Here is a 21,481-nt window from a genome sequence, read left to right on the forward strand (position 1 = left end):
TGGGTAGCCTAACACCGCTCCTGTCAGAATCCCAAACGATTCATATACTTCGGATTTCGTTGCCATTCTTTGGCGACCTTGACGACCAGGTCGAGATACACTCGTGTGCCCAGAAGTTTCTGAATATTCTTGCGTGCTCGTTGCCCGATGGCTTGTAACTGCCGGCCGCCTTTGCCGATGATAATGCCTTTTTGGCTATCACGTTCAACGTAGATCTCCGCGTAAATATCCGTGATCGGTTGATCTTCGGGCTGGCCCTCGCGTAGGCCCATTTCTGTTACGACGACGGCCAGAGAGTGCGGCAATTCATCAAAGACATCTTCCAGCGCAGCTTCTCGAATGAGTTCAGCGACCATAATGTCGTCGGGTTCGTCGGTCACTTCGCCATCAGGATACAACGGGGGCGATTTCGGCAAGTACTTGGTCAGGACTTCCACCACGGTGTTTACTTGTACGTCACCTTGGACCGAAACTGGAACGATCTCTGTGAATCCTGTACTGGTATCCGGCGTGATGATTTCTTCACCAAGTTGTTGGACTGCGATCAACTGATCTGCAAGCACTCCGCGGGTGACCGTATCAACCTTGGTTACCAACGCGATAATCGGGGTGTTGTGAAGCTTTGCTAATTGTTCGGCGATGAACCGATCCCCTGGTCCGATCTTTTCATTGGCTGGGATACACATCGCGACCGCGTCCATGCCTGCAAGGGTTTCCGCAACCAGTTCGTTGAGGCGTTCTCCAAGCAGTGTTCTAGGTCGGTGAAGTCCTGGTGTATCGACCAGTATGAGTTGGTGGTCATCGCCCGATACGATGCCGCGGATCACACGTCGTGTGGTTTGGGGCTTCGAAGAGGTGATGGCGATCTTTGAACCAACCATCGCATTGGTTAAAGTGGATTTTCCGACATTCGGTCGACCGACCAGGCTGACGAATCCAGAACGGAAGTGTTCGGGATAATCGGTTGGCATCATGGCGTGGTCCCCTCGGTGGATGAGTGTACGGTGACTTTGATGGTGTCGACTCGATTGCGTTTTCCCGCAAGTGATGCAACGGTCAACGTGAGGTGTTCGATATCGGTGACCGAGCCTTCAACCGGAATTTTACCCAAGCTTTTGGCCAGCAGGCCGCCGACGGTGTCGACGTCTTCATCATCATCGAGAAATAGATTGAACTCTTCAGAGAAGTCGGTGACCGACATGGAAGCATTCACCAGGAATTCTCCGTTGGGCTGTGGGATCACATCAGCGATTTCCACGTCGTCATACTCATCTGAAATATCCCCGACGAGTTCTTCGATCAGGTCTTCTAACGTCACAAGGCCCGCGGTACCGCCATATTCGTCGACGACGATAGCCGCGTGGACGGCTTCGCGCTGGAGCTCCTGTAACAGATCCCACACAGATTTCGACTCAGGGACCACCCGAATGTCACGTACCAAAAGGTTAACTGGGTCCTCGGGAGATAAGCGTCGAGTGTGGGTAGCGCGAACGATGTCTTTGAGAAAAACGATGCCCAGGACGTCATCGGGACTTTCGCCAATGAGGGGAATACGAGAGAAACCAGAGTCGATAAAGATCTCTGTTGCTGCGGCTAGAGTGGTGCCCGATTCAAGCCACACGACATCAGTACGTGGGACCATGATGGCGCGGACCAGTGTGTCGTCCATTTCGAAGACCGACTGAATCATCTCGGCTTCGTCGTCTTCTAAGACGTCGGCTTTGGATGCGCGCGAGACATATTCGCGGAAGTGTTTTTCTTCGAGATCGTTTTCATCGTTTTCGTCGTCATCTTCGGTATCGGCATCGGCGATGAACAAGCCTGGGACCGGTCCAAGGATCGCGGTCAGGAGACGGACGAGCCATGCGGTTCCTTGTGCTGAGGCCTCATAGTGTTTGGCACCGATTTTCCGCGGGCTACGAAATGCCGAGAGTAAGGTGATGACTCCCATCACCAGGATGCCCCCGACAGCAGATAGCCACACGTTATTGACAAAATGGTCAATAAACACCGTTATGAGAACCGCCGACGTGGTCAGGAAGACGCTACTCCAAAACCGGACAGCCAGCTGGTGTTCGGGCAGTCGATCCAGCACCTGAAGAATGGGGTTTCCTGGGCGTTTAGCAACGACGGCTTCGGCTTCACGGTACGAGACGTAATCGAACGCTGACTCAGCAAGATTTAACACCCAGGTCAGTGCGAGGCTGACGATAAATAATATCGCCAGGATAATCGGGACGACCACTGTGCTTATGCTTCCTCATCGTGTAACTCGGGTGGCGCGTAGCCTAGAAATTCTTCTAGGAGTTGATTCTGCAGCCTGAACATTTCGTCTTTTTCTTCAGGATCATGGTGATCGTAGCCCAACAGGTGAAGTAACCCGTGAGTGACAAGTAACGCAATTTCATCGGCTACCTGATGTCGGCCACGCGCGGCATGTTCGGTCGCGACCTCGGGGCTAATCACGATATCGCCCAGCAGGCCCTGGGCCGGCTGTTGTTGGGTTCCGGGACGGAGTTCGTCCATCGGAAAGCTCATGACATCGGTGGGGCCATCCAATCCCATCCATTCACGGTGCAATTGACTCATGGCATCATTATCGACAAACACCACGGCCAGCTCTGAAGCCGGATGAATATGGAGGTTTTCATACAGGTGCTTGCCCAGAGACATGACACGTTGGATGTCGACGTCGAAGGCTGTTTCGTTGAGGACTTCTATAGCCATGTTCCTTTACCGATTTCGATTTCGTCCGGATCTTTGTGGACGTGTAGGTTCCGGTTGATGGCGATCGTAAGCGTCAACAATTTTTGACACCAGATCATGGCGGACGACATCTGAAGATTTCAGTTCGATGATAGCGATGTCATCAATGCCTTCCAGATATTGCACGGCTTGAGCAAGTCCGGAGTCAGTGCCACGGGGCAAGTCGATCTGTGACGCGTCACCCGTGATGACCATATGAGAGTTGAATCCGAGTCTGGTAAGGAACATCTTCATTTGCTCTGCCGAGGTGTTCTGGGCCTCGTCGAGGATGATGAAAGCATCATTCAGTGTTCGTCCCCGCATATACGCCAAGGGTGCTACCTCGATGGTACCAACTTCAATCAGATGCGGGATACTGTCTGGTTCGACCATCTCGTGCAGTGCGTCGTAAAGCGGTCGCAAATACGGGTCGATTTTTTCGCTGAGGGTGCCGGGGAGAAAACCCAAAGATTCCCCAGCTTCTACCGCTGGGCGGGTGAGAATGATGCGATTGACTTGACGAGTATGTAGTGCCTGCACCGCTTTGGCCATCGCCAAATATGTTTTACCCGTCCCCGCCGGACCAATGCCGAACACCACGGTGTTGTTATTGATCGCGTTGACATAGGCCTTTTGGTTCTCAGTCTTGGGGCGGATTTTCTTCCCCTGTGCTGAGACGATCAATTCGGCCGGCAGGCTCTTAGTGGTGTCGTCTGGATAGGAGCGCACCCCGGCAATGGTGGTCTCAATAATTTCGGGGCCCACTGTTGTACCAGCACTCGCAACGGACCGTAGGTCATGCAGAATCTTGACGACTTCGGCGACGTCCTCTTGGGCGCCCGTGATGTCCAACTGTTGATCACGTACCAAGAGCTTCATTTCAGGGTAAACGCCTTCGATGACACGAAGCAGCATGTCTTGTGGACCAAATGTTTGTACCATTTCGGCAGGGGTGTCAAATGTGATGGTCTTGCGGCTTGTGTCATCGGGTTGGGATTGTTCTGTCAGGTCGACTCCATTACTCGTATGTGCTGTGTCATCCAGTCTATGTGGTCACTAGCCCACGGTCTATCTGAATGCGATGTCGCACCCGGGTTTCACCGAGTGTTTGGAACTACCAGCGTTTAAAGATCTGGTTCAGCAAGGTGATCGCGACAGGTCCAGCCGTTGAGGAGCGAAGAACATTGTCGCCAATCTTTACAGCGGTGCCACCAGCATTCTCAATTGCCGCGAGTTCTTCAGGTGCGACTCCGCCCTCTGGGCCCACGACGAGGTGAATAGTTTGCACACCCGACATCTCAACGACTGCCTGCTCGATATTCGTCACGCCATCTTCATGCAAAACCACGACGTGCTGACCGTCTTGGGCATTGTGCAACCGAGCGACATCTGTGGTGATCAGCGGGTCTTCGAGCTTGGGAATGATAGCCCGACGTGATTGCTGCGCGGCCGCGTGAAGTTTCGAACGCCATTTCGTAAGCATCTTTTCCGCACGTTCTGTACGGATACGCACAATCGACCGCTGGGATTGCCAAGGTGTTACCGTATCGACCCCAAGCTCTGTAGCCATTTCGGCAGCCAGCAGGTCTCGATCTCCTTTGGCTAGGGCTTGCACGAGATTTATTCGCACACTGGGGGAATACTGCACGCTGACGCTAGTGACACGAACCCGGGCGGTCCGGGGATCAGCTACTTCAATGACCCCCGAGGCCAGGGTGCCGTGCCCGTCGGATAGCAGCACGGGATCACCGACTTGCAGGCGTTGCGAACGAATCGCATGACCCGAGGTTGGCTCGTCTAGGTCCACGACATCGTGGGCGTGGACCCCTGCAACGTGAGCACTATAGAACAGCGGATGTGTCACGATTCATCATGCGAAAACATGTTATCGAACCCGGATTTCAGGCGCGAAAAGAAGCCTCTCGACTCGACCTCACCGTTGGCGACATCTTCGGCGCGGAGTTCTGCCAATTGGGTGAGCAGCTCGCGTTGCTCGTCGTTCAATTTTGTTGGAGTGGAGACGTTGAGCGTGATTTTCATGTCGCCCCGACCGCTCCCCTGGAGCCGGGAGGCACCGAGATTCTTCAGTGTCACAACGTGACCGGTCTGCGTTCCAGGATCAATCGTGAAAGATTGTTCCCCATCAAACGTATCGATTTTGATGTCCGTGCCGAGTGCGGCAGCGGTCATCGGAATGGTCATGGTTGCATGCAAGTGGTCACCCTGGCGGGTAAAGATCTCGTGCTCACGCACGCGAATCTCAAGGTAGAGGTCTCCATTGGGTCCCCCAGCTACACCTGCTTCACCGCGTCCGGCAAGCTGGATTCGAGTGCCGTCACGGACCCCTGCTGGAATTTTGACGGTGAAGGATACCCGCTCGCGAACACGACCCTGACCGGAGCACTGGCCACAGGGGTCTGTGATGACGTCACCGTAACCGCGACAGGTTGGGCAGGTTTCGGTGGTCATCATGCGACCAAGAATGGAATCTACGGGACGGGAGATCTGCCCTGCTCCGCGACACGTGGTACAAGTTTCGGGATGAGTACCGGGTTCCATCGCGGACCCGTCGCAGCGCTCGCAACGGACAGCTGTTTCTACCTCGATGGTTTTTTCGGTGCCGAAGACGGCCTCTTCGAGGTCGATATGTGTCGCAATCAGCGCATCTTGCCCCCGCCGTGCGCGCGATACTGGACCAGCACCTGCTCCCCCACCAAAGAATGTTTCGAAGATGTCCGAGAAGCCACCAAAGCCTCCACCGCCGAAGCCGCCGCGTCGACCATCCTCATGGCCGGTTGCATCATAGTTTTGACGTTTTTCGGCATTAGATAATACTTCGTAGGCGTGCGTGACGGATTTGAACTGTTCTGCGGCTTCGTCGGAGGGGTTGTGATCCGGGTGCAGTTCACGGGCCTTCTTGCGGTAGGCCTTCTTAATTTGTTGTTCTGTGGCGTTCCGGTCAACACCCAGGATCTGGTAATAATCTTGTGCCACTTGTTGGTCGTATTCCTTTCAGTTCAAGCAACTGGAGCTTGAAACCGTGTTCTGGTCAGAGTCTATTATCCGTTCATGAGCTAACTGGACAAAATCCTGGACAAATACCGAGCAATAGCTCGGACTGCAGACATTGTCGATGGATAGTCCATTCGTGTAGGCCCGACGACTCCAATCTTTGCGACGTCGCCGGGCCCATAGCCAGCAGCGACCACCGAGGTGTCGCCCAGTGAACCGAAGTTTTCATCACCGATACGAACTGACAGACCGTGCGCGTCGTTTTCCATCTCGGTTAAGAGTTTCAGCAGCACGACCTGTTCTTCGAGAGTCTCAAGTATTGGCCCGATCGAATGACTAAAGTCCTGAGGGGAACGAGCCAAATTCGCGGTTCCGGCCATGAGAATGCGGTCCCGGTGCCCAGCTTCTGCTAGCAGTTCCAAAGCCTTCCCCAGGGATTTGGCCAGTGCTTGATGCTCTTGAGGGATAGCGGCGTGGACATCCATCAGGGCCCGCGTCAGATTGTACGGGCTCACGTTGTCCAAATACTTCATGAACACTTGGGCCAAGACGTCCAAGGTTGGTTGGTCTACGGTCTGACCTAAATAAACGACCCGCTGGTCAACTCGGCCGGTCGACAAAATCAGTACGGCCAGCATCCGGTCTTCTGAAAGCAGCACGAACTCGACACGGCGAATGACCGACGAATCCATGTGAGGGTATTGAATGACCGCAACCTGGCGGGTCAGTTGTGATAGGACTTGCACCGTGGCGGCCATCATGTCGTCGATGTCGTCGGAATTATCTAGCAGCGCTTGGACGGCGCGTTTCTCCGCGGCCGATAATGGACGGACCTCTGAAATTCGATCAACGAAATATCGATAGCCTTTGTCGGTTGGGATTCGACCTGACGACGTATGTGGGGCTGCAATAAGACCTTCGTCTTCGAGGTCCGCCATGTCGTTGCGCACGGTCGCAGAAGACACTCCAAGATTGTGGCGTTCCACCAGCGCTTTTGAACCGACAGGCTCGCGGGAGGCCACGTAGTCTTCCACAATGGCTTGCAGAACTTTCATTCGACGCGGTTGATCAGTCATATACCCTCCCTCAAAAAGTTAGCACTGTCTAAAGCCTAGTGCTAATGTTAGCTGGGTTTTTTAGACGTCGATATCAGGCAACGGCTGTTCTTCGCTGTGGACTGATCAAGTTTTGGTAGCCTCAGAGGGCCAGTAGAGAAGAAAGAGAACCGCAATCATGAACTGGGACCACTGGGGGCCTTCCGAGATGACCCGCAAGGCGCAACGCCCCACCCCTAAGCAAGTCGCCGCCACTCGAGGGTTAGTCGTTGAAGATGCTGCGACCGGCTTTACCGGCGCGGTGGTGCGCGTGGAAAAATCTGGCGGGGTACACCTGGTGGTTTTAGAAGGCCGCAAGGGTGTAACCCGGGCTTTCCCATTGGGATTGGGCTTCATGATCGATGGCGCTGCCGTCAACCTTGTTGTCCCCACTGAACAGCGAGCCTCACGACCGGCTCGTACTGCTTCAGGGTCCCGCGTTGTGGCGCCGCGCCGCGCTGCGGTCGCCAAAGCTTCCAGAATCTGGGTTGAGGGAATTCATGACGCTGAACTGGTGGAGAAAATCTGGGGTGATGATCTTCGCGTCGAAGGCATCGTTGTGGAACCATTGCACGGTATTGATGATCTTGCCGGTGCGGTGCAGCAGTTTCAGCCCGGCCCACGACGTCGTCTTGCGGTGTTACTAGACCACCTGGTCGATGGATCGAAAGAACAGCGGATAGCAGCAGAGACTATGAAGTCGGACGGCGCACAAGACAATGTCTTGATCGTGGGGCACCCCTATGTTGATATTTGGCAAGCGGTTAAACCTGAAGTTATTGGTATTCGAGCCTGGCCAAAGATTCCTCGCAACGAAGACTGGAAAACCGGTATGCTTGCCCGGCTGGGGTTACCCCACCAAACAGCAGCTGATATTGGTCTGGGCTGGAAGAAGATTCTGTCTCGAGTCAATAGCTTTAAAGATCTTGAACCCGATCTGCTGGGCAGAGTAGAACATATGATCGATTTCGTTACCGTCCACGATTAGCAGAATTCTGCCTGCTCGGTGTTGTTGGGCCGGGTGTCGAGCAAAACAGCATTAGACTGTTGTTAGCTTCTCACCTTCTGCCGCATGAATATCAGCTAAACAACGATGTAAAGGATACCCGCCGTGTCACAAAACCCTGGCACCTCAGGTTATGGCCGCAACACCACGACGCGTGGTCCACTTACACCATCTGAAGACCGTCAATGGGCGACCGTAGCGCATTTCGGGGCGTTTTTGGGCTTTGTCCCCTCGTTGGTGATATTCGTGGTGTTTCGCTCGCGCGGACCGTTTTGTGAACAAGAATCCAAAGAGGCACTGAACTTCACCCTGCCGTTGACCATTGTTGCTCTTGCCATGAATATTTTGGCTTTCTTACCGGTCATGGGCGCAATCTTCGGTGTCCTAGCGGTGTTGTTGTGGCTATTTATGACCATTTCAGGTGTCATAGCTGGTATCGAGGTCAATAAGGGCCGCCCCTACCGTTACCCCTTCAACCTGCGGATCATCCGTTAATCACTCGATGCTAGAACCCGGCGAGCTGTCGGGTTATCGCATCATCTAAGAGTCGTCCTTTGAGCGTCGGTACAATTCTGCCGTCTTCAAGAGCAGCTGGTTCAATCAAACCTTGGTCTGCTAGTCGACGAGTTTCGGCTAATGCTATCTGCGCATCCGGCTCAGGCTGGGACCTCAACACCGATACTTCGAGTCCTTCAGAGAGACGAACCCCGAGCATGATCTTTTCCAGTAACCGTGCTTCGTCGTCGGGAACCTCACGCCCTATTGCTGGCGATATATTGTCGAGAACTCGTGAAGCGTACGCGGCAGGATGCTTAGCGTTCCACCAACGCACACCAGCCATGTGCGAATGCGCTCCTGGACCGATCCCCCACCAATCTTGGTCACGCCAGTAGGCCAGATTGTGTTGAGAGCGATGAATACCCTGATGGTGTGGGTCGTAGGCCCAGTTGGATATTTCATACCAGCGATACCCAGCTGCGGCGAGCCGTTCCTCGGTGGCTAAATATTTATCAGCTTGGTCGTCTGGATCAGTATTCGGGTAAACTCCCCGACGGATTTGCGCTGCGAGCTTGGTACCCGCCTCCACAATCAGCCCGTAGGCTGAAACGTGATCTGGCCGAACCTCCAGCACTGCATCCAGGGACCGATGCCAGTCAGCAACTGACTCCCCCGGCGTACCAAAGATCAAATCCAGTGATAAATCCAAACTGGCATCCCGTATCCATTGCGCAGCTGCACTGACATTATCTGGATTGTGAGTTCGCTCTAAAACCTGGAGGACATGGGAGACAGACGATTGCATACCCATGGAAATTCTATTGAATCCTCCCTCCGCCAGAAGTCCCACAGCTTCGAAAGAAAGCGAGTCAGGGTTAGCTTCCGTGGTGATCTCGGCACCGGGAGCTATGCCAAATAACTCTCGGGCTCGTTGCAGAATGCGATTGAGGTCGTGGGCTGCCAGCAGCGTGGGGGTGCCTCCACCATAAAACACCGAATGCAGCGGTTTCGGGTCCACACCGGATTGTTCTAATGCCTCGGCCGCAAATTCCAGTTCTTTGATCGCGGTGTCGGCATAGCTTTCATGCGAGGCACCGGGCCCAAGATCAGGCGAGATATACGTATTGAAGTCGCAGTAGCCGCAACGGCTGACACAGAACGGTACATGCACGTACAGTGAAAATGTCCGATCTGTGCCATTGACAGCCGGTGCAACGAATTCCGGGAGCACCCCGGAGGTAGGTGGTGTATCGGTTGGACTCAAGGTCTATTTACTATCCGTATCTGTGGAGAGAGCAGCAATGAAGGCTTCTTGGGGTACCTCCACGGTGCCGACCATCTTCATGCGCTTTTTGCCTTCCTTTTGTTTCTCGAGCAATTTGCGTTTACGCGAGATGTCACCGCCATAACACTTCGAAAGCACGTCCTTACGGATCGCCCGGATGTTCTCTCGAGCGATGATGCGTGATCCAATGGCGGCCTGGATGGGCACTTCGAATTGTTGTCGTGGGATGAGCTCTTTGAGCTTCGAGGTCATCTTGACACCGTAGGAGTAGGCGTGATCGCGGTGCGTAATCGCCGAGAACGCATCCACTGTGTCGCCCTGCAATAGGATATCGACCTTGACCAGGTCGGCGACCTGTGAGCCATCGCGTTGCCAGTTTAGGGAGGCATACCCCTTGGTGCGTGACTTCAAGAGATCGAAGTAATCAAAAACGATTTCAGCCAAGGGGATCCAATACCGAATCTCGACGCGTTCTTCAGACAGGTAATCCATGCCATCGAGCTGACCGCGTTTGCTCTGCGATAATTCCATGACAGCCCCGATGAATTCCGATGGGACAATAATGGTCGCCATCGCCATCGGCTCTTCAACTTCCATGATCTTGCCTTCAGGAAATTCCGAAGGGTTCGTCACACGCACGACCGTGCCGTCTTCGGTGGTGACGTTGTAGATGACGTTGGGTGCAGTAGAGATCAGATCAAGGTTATATTCTCGTTCGAGCCGTTCACGAACGATCTCCAAGTGCAGCAGGCCCAAAAAGCCCACACGGAAGCCGAAACCAAGGGCTACCGAGGTTTCTGGTTCATAACTTAGCGCAGCATCATTGAGCTGAAGTTTCTCTAATGCTTCGCGTAATGCTGGATAATCGGATCCATCAATCGGATACAGGCCAGAGAAGACCATCGGTTGGGGTTCACTGTAACCACCGATCGCTTCTTCGGCCGGATGGTTCTTCGTGGTGACGGTGTCACCGACCTTGGATTCCGAGACGTCCTTGACACCTGTGATGAGGTAACCGACTTCGCCGACGCCGAGGCCTTTTCCAGGGATGGCATCCGGCGAATAAACTCCGGTTTCTTGGAGCTCGTATTCAGCACCTGTTGCCATCATCCGGATGCCTTCACGCGGGCTCAGCTTCCCGTCAACCATCCGGACATAGGTAATGACCCCTCGGTAGGTGTCATAGATCGAGTCAAAGATCATAGCTCGAGCAGGGGCGTCCACGGTGCCGGACGGCGCTGGTACAACGCTAACCACGCGATCAAGCAGGGCTTCAACGCCTTCACCGGTTTTACCAGAGACTTTCAACACGTCGTCTGGATCGACGCCAATCAGGTTAGAAATCTCGAGTGCGTAGCGCTCCGGGTCGGCAGCAGGCAGGTCGATCTTGTTGAGAACCGGGATGATCTCAAGATCGTGTTCCATCGCCATGTACAGGTTCGCGAGAGTCTGAGCTTCAATACCTTGTGCTGCGTCGACTAGTAATATGGCCCCTTCGCAGGCGGCCAACGATCGCGATACTTCATATGCGAAGTCCACGTGCCCGGGCGTATCAATCATGTTGAGGATGTAATCTTGGCCATCGACCTGCCAGGGCATCCGCACAGCTTGCGATTTGATGGTGATCCCGCGTTCGCGTTCGATGTCCATAGAATCTAGGAATTGGTTTTGCATGTCGCGAGACGCCACCACGTTGGTGTTCTGCAGCATACGATCTGCAAGCGTAGATTTACCGTGGTCAATATGCGCGACGATACAAAAGTTCCGGATGACCGATGGATCAGTAGAACCGGGCTGAGGCGGGTTGGACGCCACTGGCGACACGTGCACCATCCTTCTCATGTCCATTGGCTGCAAGTCAAGCAGGTTTGCAGCACAACTAAATTTTCTTGTTGCACTATTGTTTCACGTTTCATAGCTTCCAGCGACAACATATCCGGCATGGTCTGCCGTCCTGTGCTGAACGTACAAGGGAAATCCATTAGTAGACCTTGCAGTTCGCCCTCTGAGGTAGAGTTTGGTAGAATTATGCGCTGTGTGTCCGCGCAGGTCGACGGGCACTCTTGTCGAAGTTTTCCAACGTGCCCCCACGCTGCTCAGTCACTTCGACAGGAATACCCCTCAACGACCCACATTTTTCGAATGGAATAGGACCAGTAATTGGCTAATCTGAAATCTTCAAAAAAGCGCGCGATCACGAACGAAAAACGTCGTGAACGCAACACTGCTATTAAGTCTGAACTGAAAACTTTGCTTCGCAAAGTAAACAAGGCTGTTGACTCCGGCGATAAAGCCGCTGCTGAGCAAGCTTTGGCAGTTGCCGGCCGCAAGCTGGATAAGGCTGTTAGCAAGGGGGCTATCCACCGTAACAACGCTGCAAACCGCAAATCCGGTGCCGCAGCGCGTGTTAACGCCATGGATGCCTAAGTTCCAAGAGAACTCACACGCGTCGAGGCCGTGATGATCATTATGATCATCACGGCCTCGAGTCGTTAATCTAGCTTTCAGCGTCGCTTGGCAAGCCCTGCGACCTTGGTGACCATCCGTTCAACGGCGAAGTCTGCATCCCGTGCCAGTCCTTTGGCTTCAGCATCTGCCCGAGCAATAAGTTCGATAGCACCGGCGATATTGACCGGCGTCCAGTGTCGAGCGGTAGCGGTAACTCGTTGAGCTTGCCACGGTGCCATACCAAGAGCCGAAGCTACTTGTCCGGGTGGCATTTTCGCGTCAATGATTCGGGCTACCTGGCGGGCTTTCAAAGCAAAAGAGGCACTGATGGCGACTGGTTGAACACCGGTTGCTAACGCATGGCGCAAGAGTGCTATTGCTGAACCGAGTTGGCCGTCGAGGGCCGCGTCAGCTACTCGGAACGCGGTGGCTTGGACTCGACCGCCGTAATATTTTTCGACGATCTCTACGGTGATGGTGCCATCGGTATCGGCAGTCAGTTGGTTGGCGGCTGCGGCGAGCTCACCAAGATCTTGCCCGATGGCATCTGCTAACGAACGAAGAGCTTCAGCATCGATCTTTCGTCGAGCGCTTCGAAATTCAGCTTGTAGGAACTCTATCCGGTCCCGGTCTGATTTGATCGGTTTAGCCTCGATGAACTGCCCGGATTTTTTCAAAGCATCTAGCAGTCGTTTGCCTCGGGTGCCGCCACCGTGCAAGCCTAAGAAAGTCACATCGGGGTTGGGGTCTTGGACATAGACCAACCCGTCTGTTAAAAAGGCATCGGTCATCTTGTGCATATGCGCAAAGACCAGCAGCTTCTTTTCGCCAAACAACGAGGGACTCGCTAGTACTTGCAGTTCGCCAGCTTGATACTCGGCTGCTGATAACTGATGAATTTCGGTGTCGGGTTCATCTTTTTTCAACTGCGACTTCACCGATTCCGTCACGGCCGTGTGAATATATTCTTCACCACCCTGGACAAAGATCAGCGGGCTTACCGTTACGTTGCGCCAGGATGTTTCAGAAGTTTTTGTGCGTCGAGGTGCGGCCATGAAATCGAGTCTAGCGTTCCATCGCGATAAAAGCGGGACTGTGCTGGAACGTCACTGCAAAGGTTCCATCCACATCGGTGCGACGAAGCTGGATCCTGGGTCCTAAGGCTTCTAATATCTCGGCGTGCGGATGCCCATAGGTGTTGTCCTCCCCCACCCCGATGAGAGCCATGGTCGGTGCCGTGTGTTCAATCAATGCGGTTCCTCCATTTTTCGCTCCGTGGTGTGAGAGCTTTAGAATATCAATGGGAGCCGGGATACGCTGGTCGGCAAGGAGCATTCCGGCATAGTCTTCTTCAAGATCGCCGGTAAAGAGTGCGGTCACGACACCACCGTGACGGTAAATCTCCAAAAACAGCACAATCGAGGCGTTATTTTCATTACTTGCCATGCTATCCGCGCTAAGAATCGACCAGCGCAATTGCACCGGGTGCTCCGGGTCGTCTTGTGCGTGATCGATGATGCCGACTACCGGTTGGTCAATTTGGCGGGCGGTGTCTGGCAGGTCCGTTGCTGCTGGGTCGTAAGTAGGATCAGAGCCGGTTGAATAGATCATCTCCTGCGGGGTGGCGACATCGACTACCCCCTGTAGCCCTCCTACATGATCCGCATGGAGGTGAGTGACGACTAACAAATCGACTTGGCGTATTCGTGCTGCCTCAAGACATTGTCGTGCCAGCGGGGGATCCGGTCCGGTATCGATGACCATGGCCGAGTCAGTTCCGGTACGGACGAGAAACATGTCGCCCTGACCTACATCGCAGCCCACGATGTCCCAGTTGGCATCCACCATTGTGGGGCGAAGGGGCCAGAAGACGACTCCATGGGCGACTACTGCTGCGAGCACTACGACGAGCTGGACGACGTTGGCCGCGGTGAGTCCGCGTTCTGCGGTGATAACTATGCCTGTCCATCGTGAGCGGGGCGCATCGATCTTGACGGCGGGTTTTGAACGTCGTTGTCGGCGCAACAGTTTCAGCAACACAATGCTACTGGCGGCCCAATGCAGCACAATCAATAGGGTCCCGCCAGGTCCTTCGGGCCATGGCAACATCGATCCGGGCAGTTCCGCGACTCTGGTTGCGATCCAGCCGACGGCTGCGGTCGGTAGCGCAACAATGTGCAATATCCCCTGAGCTATGCCTGGTGCGACAACACAGATTCCGGCGGCTACGGTGCCAGGCACTGTAATGAGTGGCAACAACGGAGTCGCCAGAAGATTGGCGAGCAATGAATATGCGCTGACATAGTCGATGAAGGTCAAAAGCAGCGGTTGGCATGCCAGTTGTGCAGTAGCAGAGATCGCAAAGGATGAGCTGAGCATGGTGGCCCAGAAATTTGGCAGGAATTTCTCCAGTAGCGGTCGAAACCAAGCTTCTAGGGGTTGGGCTCCCAACACGATTCCTGCAGTAGCGGCCACAGATAGCTGAAATCCCACCTCATGTATGAGTTCAGGAGAGACCGTTAGGATCACGATGGTAGATAGTGCCAAGATGGGTAGCGCCTGTGAGCCTCGTCCGAAGAACAGCGCCCAGGCTCCAATTGCTCCCATGGTTGCCGCACGGATAATGGATGGCTGCATTCCAACGATTTGAACGAACAGCAGTAGCGTCGCTAGAAACGCAGCAATCACGACAGATCGTGGCAACCGAAGGCTGCGAAACAGTATGGTTGCTGCCGAAGCGATCAGTGACGTGTGGGCTCCAGAAACCGCCGAGAGGTGGCTCAGACCAGAAACTTTCATTGCGTGATCCACATGTTCGGACTGTTGGGATCGATCTCCCAAGATGAGTCCTGGTAACAACTCAGGGGCATAGCTGATGGTGCGGCTAGCCTGGGCTCGCAGCGTTGCTCGCATCGTGTCACGGCCTGTTGTACTTGGCTTAGCACTTCCGTCCGCACAGGTTCCCGGTTGTATCGTCGCGGTGGCTTGAACAAACACCGAAGATTCATTGTCTGTGACCCGGCCGAAGAAACACGCTTGGTCTTCGGCGCCGAGATCGACCAAACTGGTGTCGCCGGAAATAACAATTTTTGCGGGGTGGGGTGTTGGCGTGAGATCTTTGCCAAACGCCTCTACCTCAGCGGTCACGAACCAGTTGTTCCCAAATGGTCCTTCCCGTTCGACGGGATCTGTCACTAATCGCACCGACATCCGTGCCGTGTCGAGCGCGCTGACAAAGTTCACCCATCCTGAAGCTTCCGCTGCAGTTCTTTGAGATTGCACAACCACTGCTGCTGGCGTGGTAACCCAGCACGCGATGGACAGCACAAGTACGCCATATAGGACGCGTTTTCGACGCGTATGCCGCAAACAGATATAACCGAGAATAGTCATTACGCCGATGCCGGCCAGGATCCATGGAAGACGCTGTACCCATTCAAAGGGCAGACCAGGGCTGACAAAACATACGGCAGCCGTGAGAGCTGCAGCAGGAATTAGTCGTATGTCAATAGGGGCGGCAATGTCATCAGGTTTAATATGTTCCTGAGGCATCACCAGGTCACAAGCCCATCAAGTCGTTCCAGAGTGGCCGGACCGATCCCGGAAACGGCTTCCAGGTCCGCTAATTGTGCAAAAGAACCGTGCTGTTCTCTGTGTGCGATAATCTTTTCAGCAGTGGCGGGACCGACACCCGGTAATGTCTCCAGTGCTGCAGAATCGGCCGTGTTGATATTGACGGTGGTAGAACCATCCACTGCTCCGCTCCCGCCAGCAGCCGGGGGGTTCGGCTGTGCAGTATCGGCGGTTTGCCGATCTGGAACCAGAATGTATTCGCCGTCGTTGACGATCGCCGCGAGATTCAGTGCGTCCAGCTGTGCATCGTCGGTTGGCCCGCCGGCGCTCTCAATGGCGTCGACGACCCGAGCCGAGGGTTCCAGCTCGACGATACCGGGCTGTTGTACTTCGCCTGCGACGTGTACGACGAGGAGTTCACCAGATGTTTCATCAGGCAACGAGGCACTGTCTACTGAATTGTCAAATGGTTCCGGTTCAATATTGTTGACGGTAAACGTCGAGTCTGGCGTGGCACTCTGGTCGGTGGTAAGCCAGCGAAAACCGAGGATCGTCAGAATCGTAACGATTACCATGAGCACGGCCGAGAGAGCAATCTTGGTGCGCCATATCGGCGGTTGCTTTGTGTCCTCTACAGGTTCGACCAGATGTTTTCCCATACCGCCCAGCGTGCCGCCATTTTAGGGAGTGTCGGAGCACGGATTTAGGTATTGTGGAGAGGTCCAGAAGTGCCCGGTGGTCTGTGGATAACCTATCTAGGCGGTGCCGTAACTGGCATAGTCAAGATCTGGGCTGATGGAGACTCCAAGAGCTCCCAGACCCAAGTGTGCTGCCAATACAGCCGGTAAACGCACGACCGGGACGGGCATCGAAGAGTGGTCTTGCAACTCTGCAGCGAGCTGGTAGGCGGTGTCGAAGTCACCGTAGGCTTGCACACCGAGTCGAACTGGTGGGGATGCCGACGTGGCAATCTCGGTGATGATAGAAAGTGCCTTGGCTTCACTGCGTGGCCGGTCGAGAAGTTCTATGGCCCCATCGTTGAGTTGCATCACGGGTCGTACCTGAAGTAGTTGCCCGAGGATACCGGTCAACGCAGAGATGCGGCCCCCTTTGCGGAGGGTTTCCAAATTGGGGACGGTAAAGATCGTTTGGCTGACACTCGACTGCCTGGTGGCGATATTTGCCAGAAAATGGGGTGATAGGCCTAGTCGCGTCCGGATCAGCACGTCAAGCACGGCATTGCCCAGTGATAGGCCGGCGTTATATGAGTCCAAGACCGTCACGGGTACCGACGAGGTTTGAGCAGCGACGCGTGCGGCATCTGCGGTGCCCGACAACTTGGAGGACAGGTGGATCGATAAGATGTGTCCGTAGCCTTGTTCCGCAACGTGTTTATACAGCGCAGAAAATTGGCCAGGAGAGGGGCGCGAAGTCCGCAGCGCAGTACCCGCGGCCAAAGCGATGGACAGGTCGTGATGGAGGGTGTCGTCGTCCTCGTTGTAGATCTGGTCGCCAATCATCACCGGGATCGGGATAATGAACAGCTCCGAACTGTTTGGCAGTTTATATACCTCATCGGGCAAGGCTGCCGACGTGTCGGTAACGATGGCGACTCGGTCGCGTCGCTGCGGCTTAATGTAGCGCGCCCAACCGACCGCTTCGCTGCGGACATCACGCGAGCGAACGGCCAGTCGGGCGATCCACGGGGCGATCTCGGTCATAGTGGGGTTAGCCCACCACGAAGTTCACGAGCTTGCCTTTGACGACGATGACTTTGCGAATCTGTTGATCGCCGATGGCGCGCTGCACGTTCTGGGAGTCTCGGGCTAGCGCTTCAAGTTCATCATCAGAGATGTCGGCTGGGGCCTCGAAACGGTCGCGGAGTTTTCCTTGGACCTGGGCGATGACGGTGATCTTGTCTTCGACCAGTAAGGACTCATCGACTTCAAGCCAAGACGAGCGAGACACGGATGGTTCGTGCCCCAGCATGGCCCACATATCTTCTGCCGTGTACGGCGCCACCAGGGACAACAGTTGGGCCACGACTTCGGTGGCTTCACGCACCGCGGGGTCGGCTGCGCCAGCGCCGTTGTCGATTTCTTTGCGGGTTGCGTTGACCAGTTCCATGGTACGGGCGATGACCACGTTGAATTTCTGGTCGTCCAACAAGCTCTCGGCCTCGTGGACTACCTTATGGGTGGTCTGACGCAAGTTCAGCGACCCTGTCGAAGGGTCGGCACCTGGAGCAGAGTCTGAGTATTGGACGTCTTGGGCTAGTCGCCAAGCGCGGGCCAGGAATTTCAGCGAGGCTGCGGGTGCGACGTCGGCCCAGTCAATATCGTCTTCTGGCGGGGAGGCAAACACCATGGTCAATCGGATGGCATCTACTCCGAACGCATCGAGTTGCACACCTAGATCAACCCCGTTGCCTAAGGATTTAGACATTGCTTTACCACCGTTGAGCACCTGGCCCTGGTTGAGCAGTCTCGCGAAGGGTTCGGTGAAGCTGACCAGGCCCATGTCGTAGAGCGCTTTAGTAAAGAAACGTGAATACAGCAGGTGCAAGATCGCGTGTTCCACACCGCCGACGTACTGATCTACCGGAGCCCAGCGATCCAGCCGGTCACGATCCCAAATCTCTTCGTCGTTGTTGGAATCGGTAAAGCGCATGTAGTACCACGACGAGTCCACGAAGGTATCCATGGTGTCGGTATCGCGCTTGGCAGCTCCCCCGCAGGTTGGGCATTCGACGTTGACCCAGTCTTCAGCAGCTTCTAGGGGCGATTTACCTTTAGGCGCCAGCTGTTGGCCGTGCAGATCCGTTGGGAGTTGTACGGGCAGTTGGTCAGCCGGAACGGGCACCAGACCACAGTCAGCACAGTGGATGATCGGGATCGGGGTGCCCCAGAAGCGCTGGCGGGAGAGCAACCAGTCGCGCAGCCGGTAGTTGACCGATTTTTCACCGGTGCCTTTGGCAGCCAGCAGGTCGATGGCTTTATCGATGGCCTCCTGGCCGGAAAGCCCATTGAGGTTACCAGAGTTGACGTTGGTGCCAGGATCGGTCGTAGCGATGCCGGTGTCTTCGGGATTGTCTTCGCCAGTATCAACAACCATGCGCACGGGCAGATCCATGGCGCGAGCGAAATCCATATCACGTTGATCATGCGCCGGCACAGCCATGATCGCCCCGGTTCCGTAGTCGGCCAGGACGTAATCAGAAGCCCAAACGGGAACTCGTTCACCCGACAGCGGGTTGATCCCATAGCGACCCAGGTACACACCGGTCTTTGGACGATCGGCGGACTGGCGATCGATATCGGAAACGTGTTTGAGTTCTTCGCGGTACGCGGCCAGGTCTTTGGCCTGGTCGTCGGTGACCAGCTGTTCAGCCAGATCGGCGTCGGCAGCTACGACCATGAAAGTCGCCCCATAGAGCGTGTCCGGACGGGTCGTGTAGACCTCGATCTCAGGACCGTCTTCGATCGCAAACGTCACGGTGGCACCGGTGGATTTGCCAATCCAGTTGCGCTGCATGTTCAGCACACGCTCAGGCCAGTGGCCTTCCAGCGCGTCCATGTCTTCTAACAAACGTTCGGCGTAGTCGGTGATCTTGAAGTACCACTGCTCCAGGGCCTTCTTGGTGACCTCGGTGCCACAGCGTTCACAGGCGCCGTCGACGACTTGCTCATTGGCCAGCACGGTTTGGTCTTTCGGGCACCAGTTGACCTGGGATTTCTTCCGGTAGGTCAGGCCGCGTTCATAAAACTTCAGAAATAGCCACTGGGTCCACTTGTAGTACTCAGGATCCGAGGTGTGCAGCACGGTGTCCCAGTCCACCGAAATCGCATAACGTTCGAACGAGGAGCGCTGGGTGGCAATGTTGTTGTAGGTCCACTCGGCAGGGTGAGCATCGCGGGCAATCGCGGCATTTTCTGCGGGTAGCCCGAAGGAGTCCCAGCCAATGGGGTGGAGCACATCGTAGCCGCGAAGCATCCAGTAGCGAGAGACGACGTCACCCATGGCAAAGGCCTCGGCGTGACCCATGTGCAGGTCACCAGACGGGTAGGGGAACATATCCAGCACGTAGCGGCGGGGGCGTGTGTCGTCGTCGGCGGCTTTGAAGGTCTTGTTGTTTTCCCAATAGCCGGCCCAGCGCTTCTCGATGGCTGCAAACGAATATTCTTCACGCTCGGTTGGGGCTTGCTTCGATGTGTTCGTCACGATGTCCTGTCTACACTCGGTCAAAAGGTCAAATCTAGTCTAAGACTAGTATTCTAACCCGTTTGTTCAACGGGCCACCCAATCGCGTGCTCAATTGCAGCATGCCAACCGGCCACTAACCGGGCGCGTTTTTCCGGGACAATATCTGGTGTCCAGTGCCCGCCAGCATGCCATAGCGCTCGTAGCTCGTTGGTGGATGCCCAGATCCCGGCACCCAGCCCGGCCGCGTAGGCGGCGCCGCGAGCGGTGGTCTCTACATCAGCGCTGCGATGGATGTCCACGTCAAGGATATCGGCTTGAAATTGCATCAGCTGATCGTTGACGCTCATGCCACCATCAACGTTGAGTCGGCGCAGTTTTTGCCCGGTATCAGCTTCAACAGCCTTGACGACGTCGAGGGTTTGGTAAGCGGTGGCGTCCAGTGCGGCTCGAGCAATGTGGCCGGCGGTGGCATAACTGGTCAGTCCAATGATGGTTCCGGAAGCGTCAGCGCGCCACCACGGCGCAAAAAGGCCCGAGAACGCCGGAACGAAGTACACGCCCCCGTGATCTTCGACGCTGTTGGCCAGAGCTTCGATATCCTGCGAGTTTTGGATGATACCGAATTGATCGCGGAGCCATTGGACCACCGAACCGGCCTGTGCTACCGAGCCCTCCAGCGCGTAGACGGGGTCTTCATTCGGCAGCTGATACGCCACCGTAGTGAGTAATCCGGATGACGAGAACACCGGTTCGGCCCCGGTGTTGTACAGCAAAAAGCAACCGGTACCGTAGGTGTTCTTGGCCTCCCCCGCTGCGAAGATGGTCTGACCAAAGCTTGCCGCCTGTTGGTCGCCTAACACGCCGGTAATTGGTACCCCAGCAACGGCCAAGCCCTGGGCGACGGTGCCATAGTCATACACCGACGGGTAGATCTGCGGCAACGAGGACTCCAGCACTTTCGGGTCGATACCGAATACGTGGCCCAGCTCGTAGTCCCAGGACCCGGTGCGGATGTTCATCAGCGAGGTCCGCGACCCATTGGTGATGTCCGTGGCATGGACGGCCCCACCGGTCAGGTTCCAGATGATCCAGGAGTCGATCGTGCCAAAGCGCAGGCTCCCGGATGCGGCCAGCCGGGCGGCGTCGTCATTATTTGCCAGTAACCAGGTCATTTTGGACGCGGAGAAATACGCGGACAAGTTCAACCCGGTGGTTTGCTGTATTGCGGTGTTGTGGCCATTGGAGATCAGATGTTCGATGATCGCATCGGTGCGGGCATCTTGCCACACGATCGCTCGGTGTACCGGTTGGGAGGTGGTGGCGTCCCAGGCAACGGTTGTTTCGCGCTGATTGGTGATACCGATCGCGGCGATGTCGGTGGCCGTGAGCTGCGCCCGGGCTAATGCGAGCGCAGACAGTTCGCGGATATTCGCCCATATTTCGGTGGCGTCGTGTTCCACCCATCCGGGCTGCGGGAAATACTGTTGGTGTTCGCGGGCCACGATTGTGACGGTGTTGCCCTCGGCGTCATACAGGGCCACCCGGGTGGAGGTTGTGCCTAGGTCAAGGGCCATGATGATTTGCGGTGTTGATGTTGCAACCATAAGCGTTACTTAA

Annotated in this window: 18 protein-coding genes; 3 read left to right on the forward strand and 15 right to left on the reverse strand. The window is 55.4% G+C overall.

The annotated features are described in order from the left end of the window. Nucleotides 1–23: 23 nt before the first annotated feature. The 7 genes from era to hrcA form a co-directional block, all read right to left on the reverse strand. Nucleotides 24–974, reverse strand: a complete 951-nt coding sequence (gene era, locus FB556_RS06760; protein ID WP_141866040.1) for a GTPase Era — start codon at nt 972–974, stop codon at nt 24–26. Beyond that, the gene (locus tag FB556_RS06765; RefSeq protein WP_141866042.1) at nt 971–2,245 is read right to left on the reverse strand and encodes a hemolysin family protein; all 1,275 of its coding nucleotides are present in this window, start codon (nt 2,243–2,245) and stop codon (nt 971–973) included. Before FB556_RS06765 ends, era begins: the two co-directional genes overlap by 4 nt. Nucleotides 2,246–2,250: 5 nt before the next feature. Next, nucleotides 2,251–2,727 (reverse strand): rRNA maturation RNase YbeY, encoded by a 477-nt coding sequence (gene ybeY, locus FB556_RS06770; RefSeq protein WP_141866044.1) that lies wholly within the window; start codon nt 2,725–2,727, stop codon nt 2,251–2,253. 6 nt (nt 2,728–2,733) lie between these two features. Next, on the reverse strand, nt 2,734–3,753 hold the full coding sequence (locus FB556_RS06775) for a PhoH family protein (RefSeq protein ID WP_246057279.1): 1,020 nt from the start codon (nt 3,751–3,753) through the stop codon (nt 2,734–2,736). A gap of 106 nt (nt 3,754–3,859) precedes the next feature. Further along, nucleotides 3,860–4,609, reverse strand: coding sequence for a 16S rRNA (uracil(1498)-N(3))-methyltransferase (locus tag FB556_RS06780; RefSeq protein ID WP_170200396.1), 750 nt, complete (start codon nt 4,607–4,609; stop codon nt 3,860–3,862). Beyond that, nucleotides 4,606–5,739 carry a molecular chaperone DnaJ gene (gene dnaJ / locus FB556_RS06785; protein WP_141866050.1) on the reverse strand — a complete coding sequence of 378 codons (1,134 nt, stop codon included), beginning with the start codon at nt 5,737–5,739 and terminating at the stop codon, nt 4,606–4,608. Before dnaJ ends, FB556_RS06780 begins: the two co-directional genes overlap by 4 nt. 80 nt (nt 5,740–5,819) lie before the next feature. Next, the gene (gene hrcA / locus FB556_RS06790) at nt 5,820–6,833 is read right to left on the reverse strand and encodes a heat-inducible transcriptional repressor HrcA (RefSeq protein WP_141866052.1); all 1,014 of its coding nucleotides are present in this window, start codon (nt 6,831–6,833) and stop codon (nt 5,820–5,822) included. Between the two features lie 157 nt (nt 6,834–6,990). On the opposite strand from hrcA, the gene FB556_RS06795 reads away from it, so the two are divergent. Both FB556_RS06795 and FB556_RS06800 read left to right on the forward strand, forming a co-directional pair. Continuing rightward, a complete protein-coding gene (locus FB556_RS06795; RefSeq protein WP_141866053.1) occupies nt 6,991–7,839 on the forward strand; it encodes a DUF3097 domain-containing protein in 849 nt (282 codons plus the stop codon). Between the two features lie 123 nt (nt 7,840–7,962). Beyond that, nucleotides 7,963–8,352, forward strand: coding sequence for a DUF4870 domain-containing protein (locus FB556_RS06800; RefSeq protein WP_246057253.1), 390 nt, complete (start codon nt 7,963–7,965; stop codon nt 8,350–8,352). 10 nt (nt 8,353–8,362) lie between these two features. Here the strand turns inward: FB556_RS06800 and hemW are convergent, their stop codons facing one another. Next, complete coding sequence (hemW, locus tag FB556_RS06805) at nt 8,363–9,619, reverse strand: radical SAM family heme chaperone HemW (RefSeq protein WP_141866057.1); 1,257 nt, start codon at nt 9,617–9,619, stop codon at nt 8,363–8,365. 3 nt (nt 9,620–9,622) lie between these two features. Continuing rightward, nucleotides 9,623–11,464 (reverse strand): translation elongation factor 4, encoded by a 1,842-nt coding sequence (gene lepA / locus FB556_RS06810; protein WP_141866058.1) that lies wholly within the window; start codon nt 11,462–11,464, stop codon nt 9,623–9,625. A 336-nt stretch (nt 11,465–11,800) separates the two neighbouring features. Here lepA and rpsT point away from each other — a divergent pair, with 336 nt between their 5' ends. Beyond that, nucleotides 11,801–12,067, forward strand: coding sequence for a 30S ribosomal protein S20 (gene rpsT, locus FB556_RS06815; protein ID WP_141866060.1), 267 nt, complete (start codon nt 11,801–11,803; stop codon nt 12,065–12,067). A gap of 77 nt (nt 12,068–12,144) precedes the next feature. Here rpsT and holA read toward each other — a convergent pair whose 3' ends face one another. The 6 genes from holA to glpK all read right to left on the reverse strand — a co-directional run bounded on the left by holA (nt 12,145) and on the right by glpK (nt 21,468). After that, nucleotides 12,145–13,143: a DNA polymerase III subunit delta gene (gene holA / locus FB556_RS06820; protein ID WP_141866062.1), complete on the reverse strand. Its 999-nt coding sequence runs from the start codon at nt 13,141–13,143 to the stop codon at nt 12,145–12,147. A 10-nt stretch (nt 13,144–13,153) separates the two neighbouring features. Next, nucleotides 13,154–15,331, reverse strand: coding sequence for a ComEC/Rec2 family competence protein (locus FB556_RS06825; RefSeq protein WP_170200397.1), 2,178 nt, complete (start codon nt 15,329–15,331; stop codon nt 13,154–13,156). A gap of 308 nt (nt 15,332–15,639) precedes the next feature. Beyond that, nucleotides 15,640–16,320, reverse strand: coding sequence for a helix-hairpin-helix domain-containing protein (locus FB556_RS06830; RefSeq protein ID WP_141866066.1), 681 nt, complete (start codon nt 16,318–16,320; stop codon nt 15,640–15,642). A gap of 96 nt (nt 16,321–16,416) precedes the next feature. Continuing rightward, entirely contained in the window at nt 16,417–17,382 is a 966-nt protein-coding gene (locus tag FB556_RS06835) for a DegV family protein (RefSeq protein ID WP_141866068.1), read from the reverse strand. 7 nt (nt 17,383–17,389) lie between these two features. Beyond that, the gene (gene leuS, locus FB556_RS06840) at nt 17,390–19,882 is read right to left on the reverse strand and encodes a leucine--tRNA ligase (protein WP_211344005.1); all 2,493 of its coding nucleotides are present in this window, start codon (nt 19,880–19,882) and stop codon (nt 17,390–17,392) included. Nucleotides 19,883–19,935: 53 nt separating this feature from the next. Next, nucleotides 19,936–21,468, reverse strand: coding sequence for a glycerol kinase GlpK (gene glpK, locus FB556_RS06845; protein ID WP_141866070.1), 1,533 nt, complete (start codon nt 21,466–21,468; stop codon nt 19,936–19,938). Nucleotides 21,469–21,481: the final 13 nt, after the last annotated feature.

Origin of the sequence: Enteractinococcus coprophilus (assembly GCF_006716305.1) — a bacterium.
GTDB lineage: Bacteria > Actinomycetota > Actinomycetes > Actinomycetales > Micrococcaceae > Yaniella > Yaniella coprophila.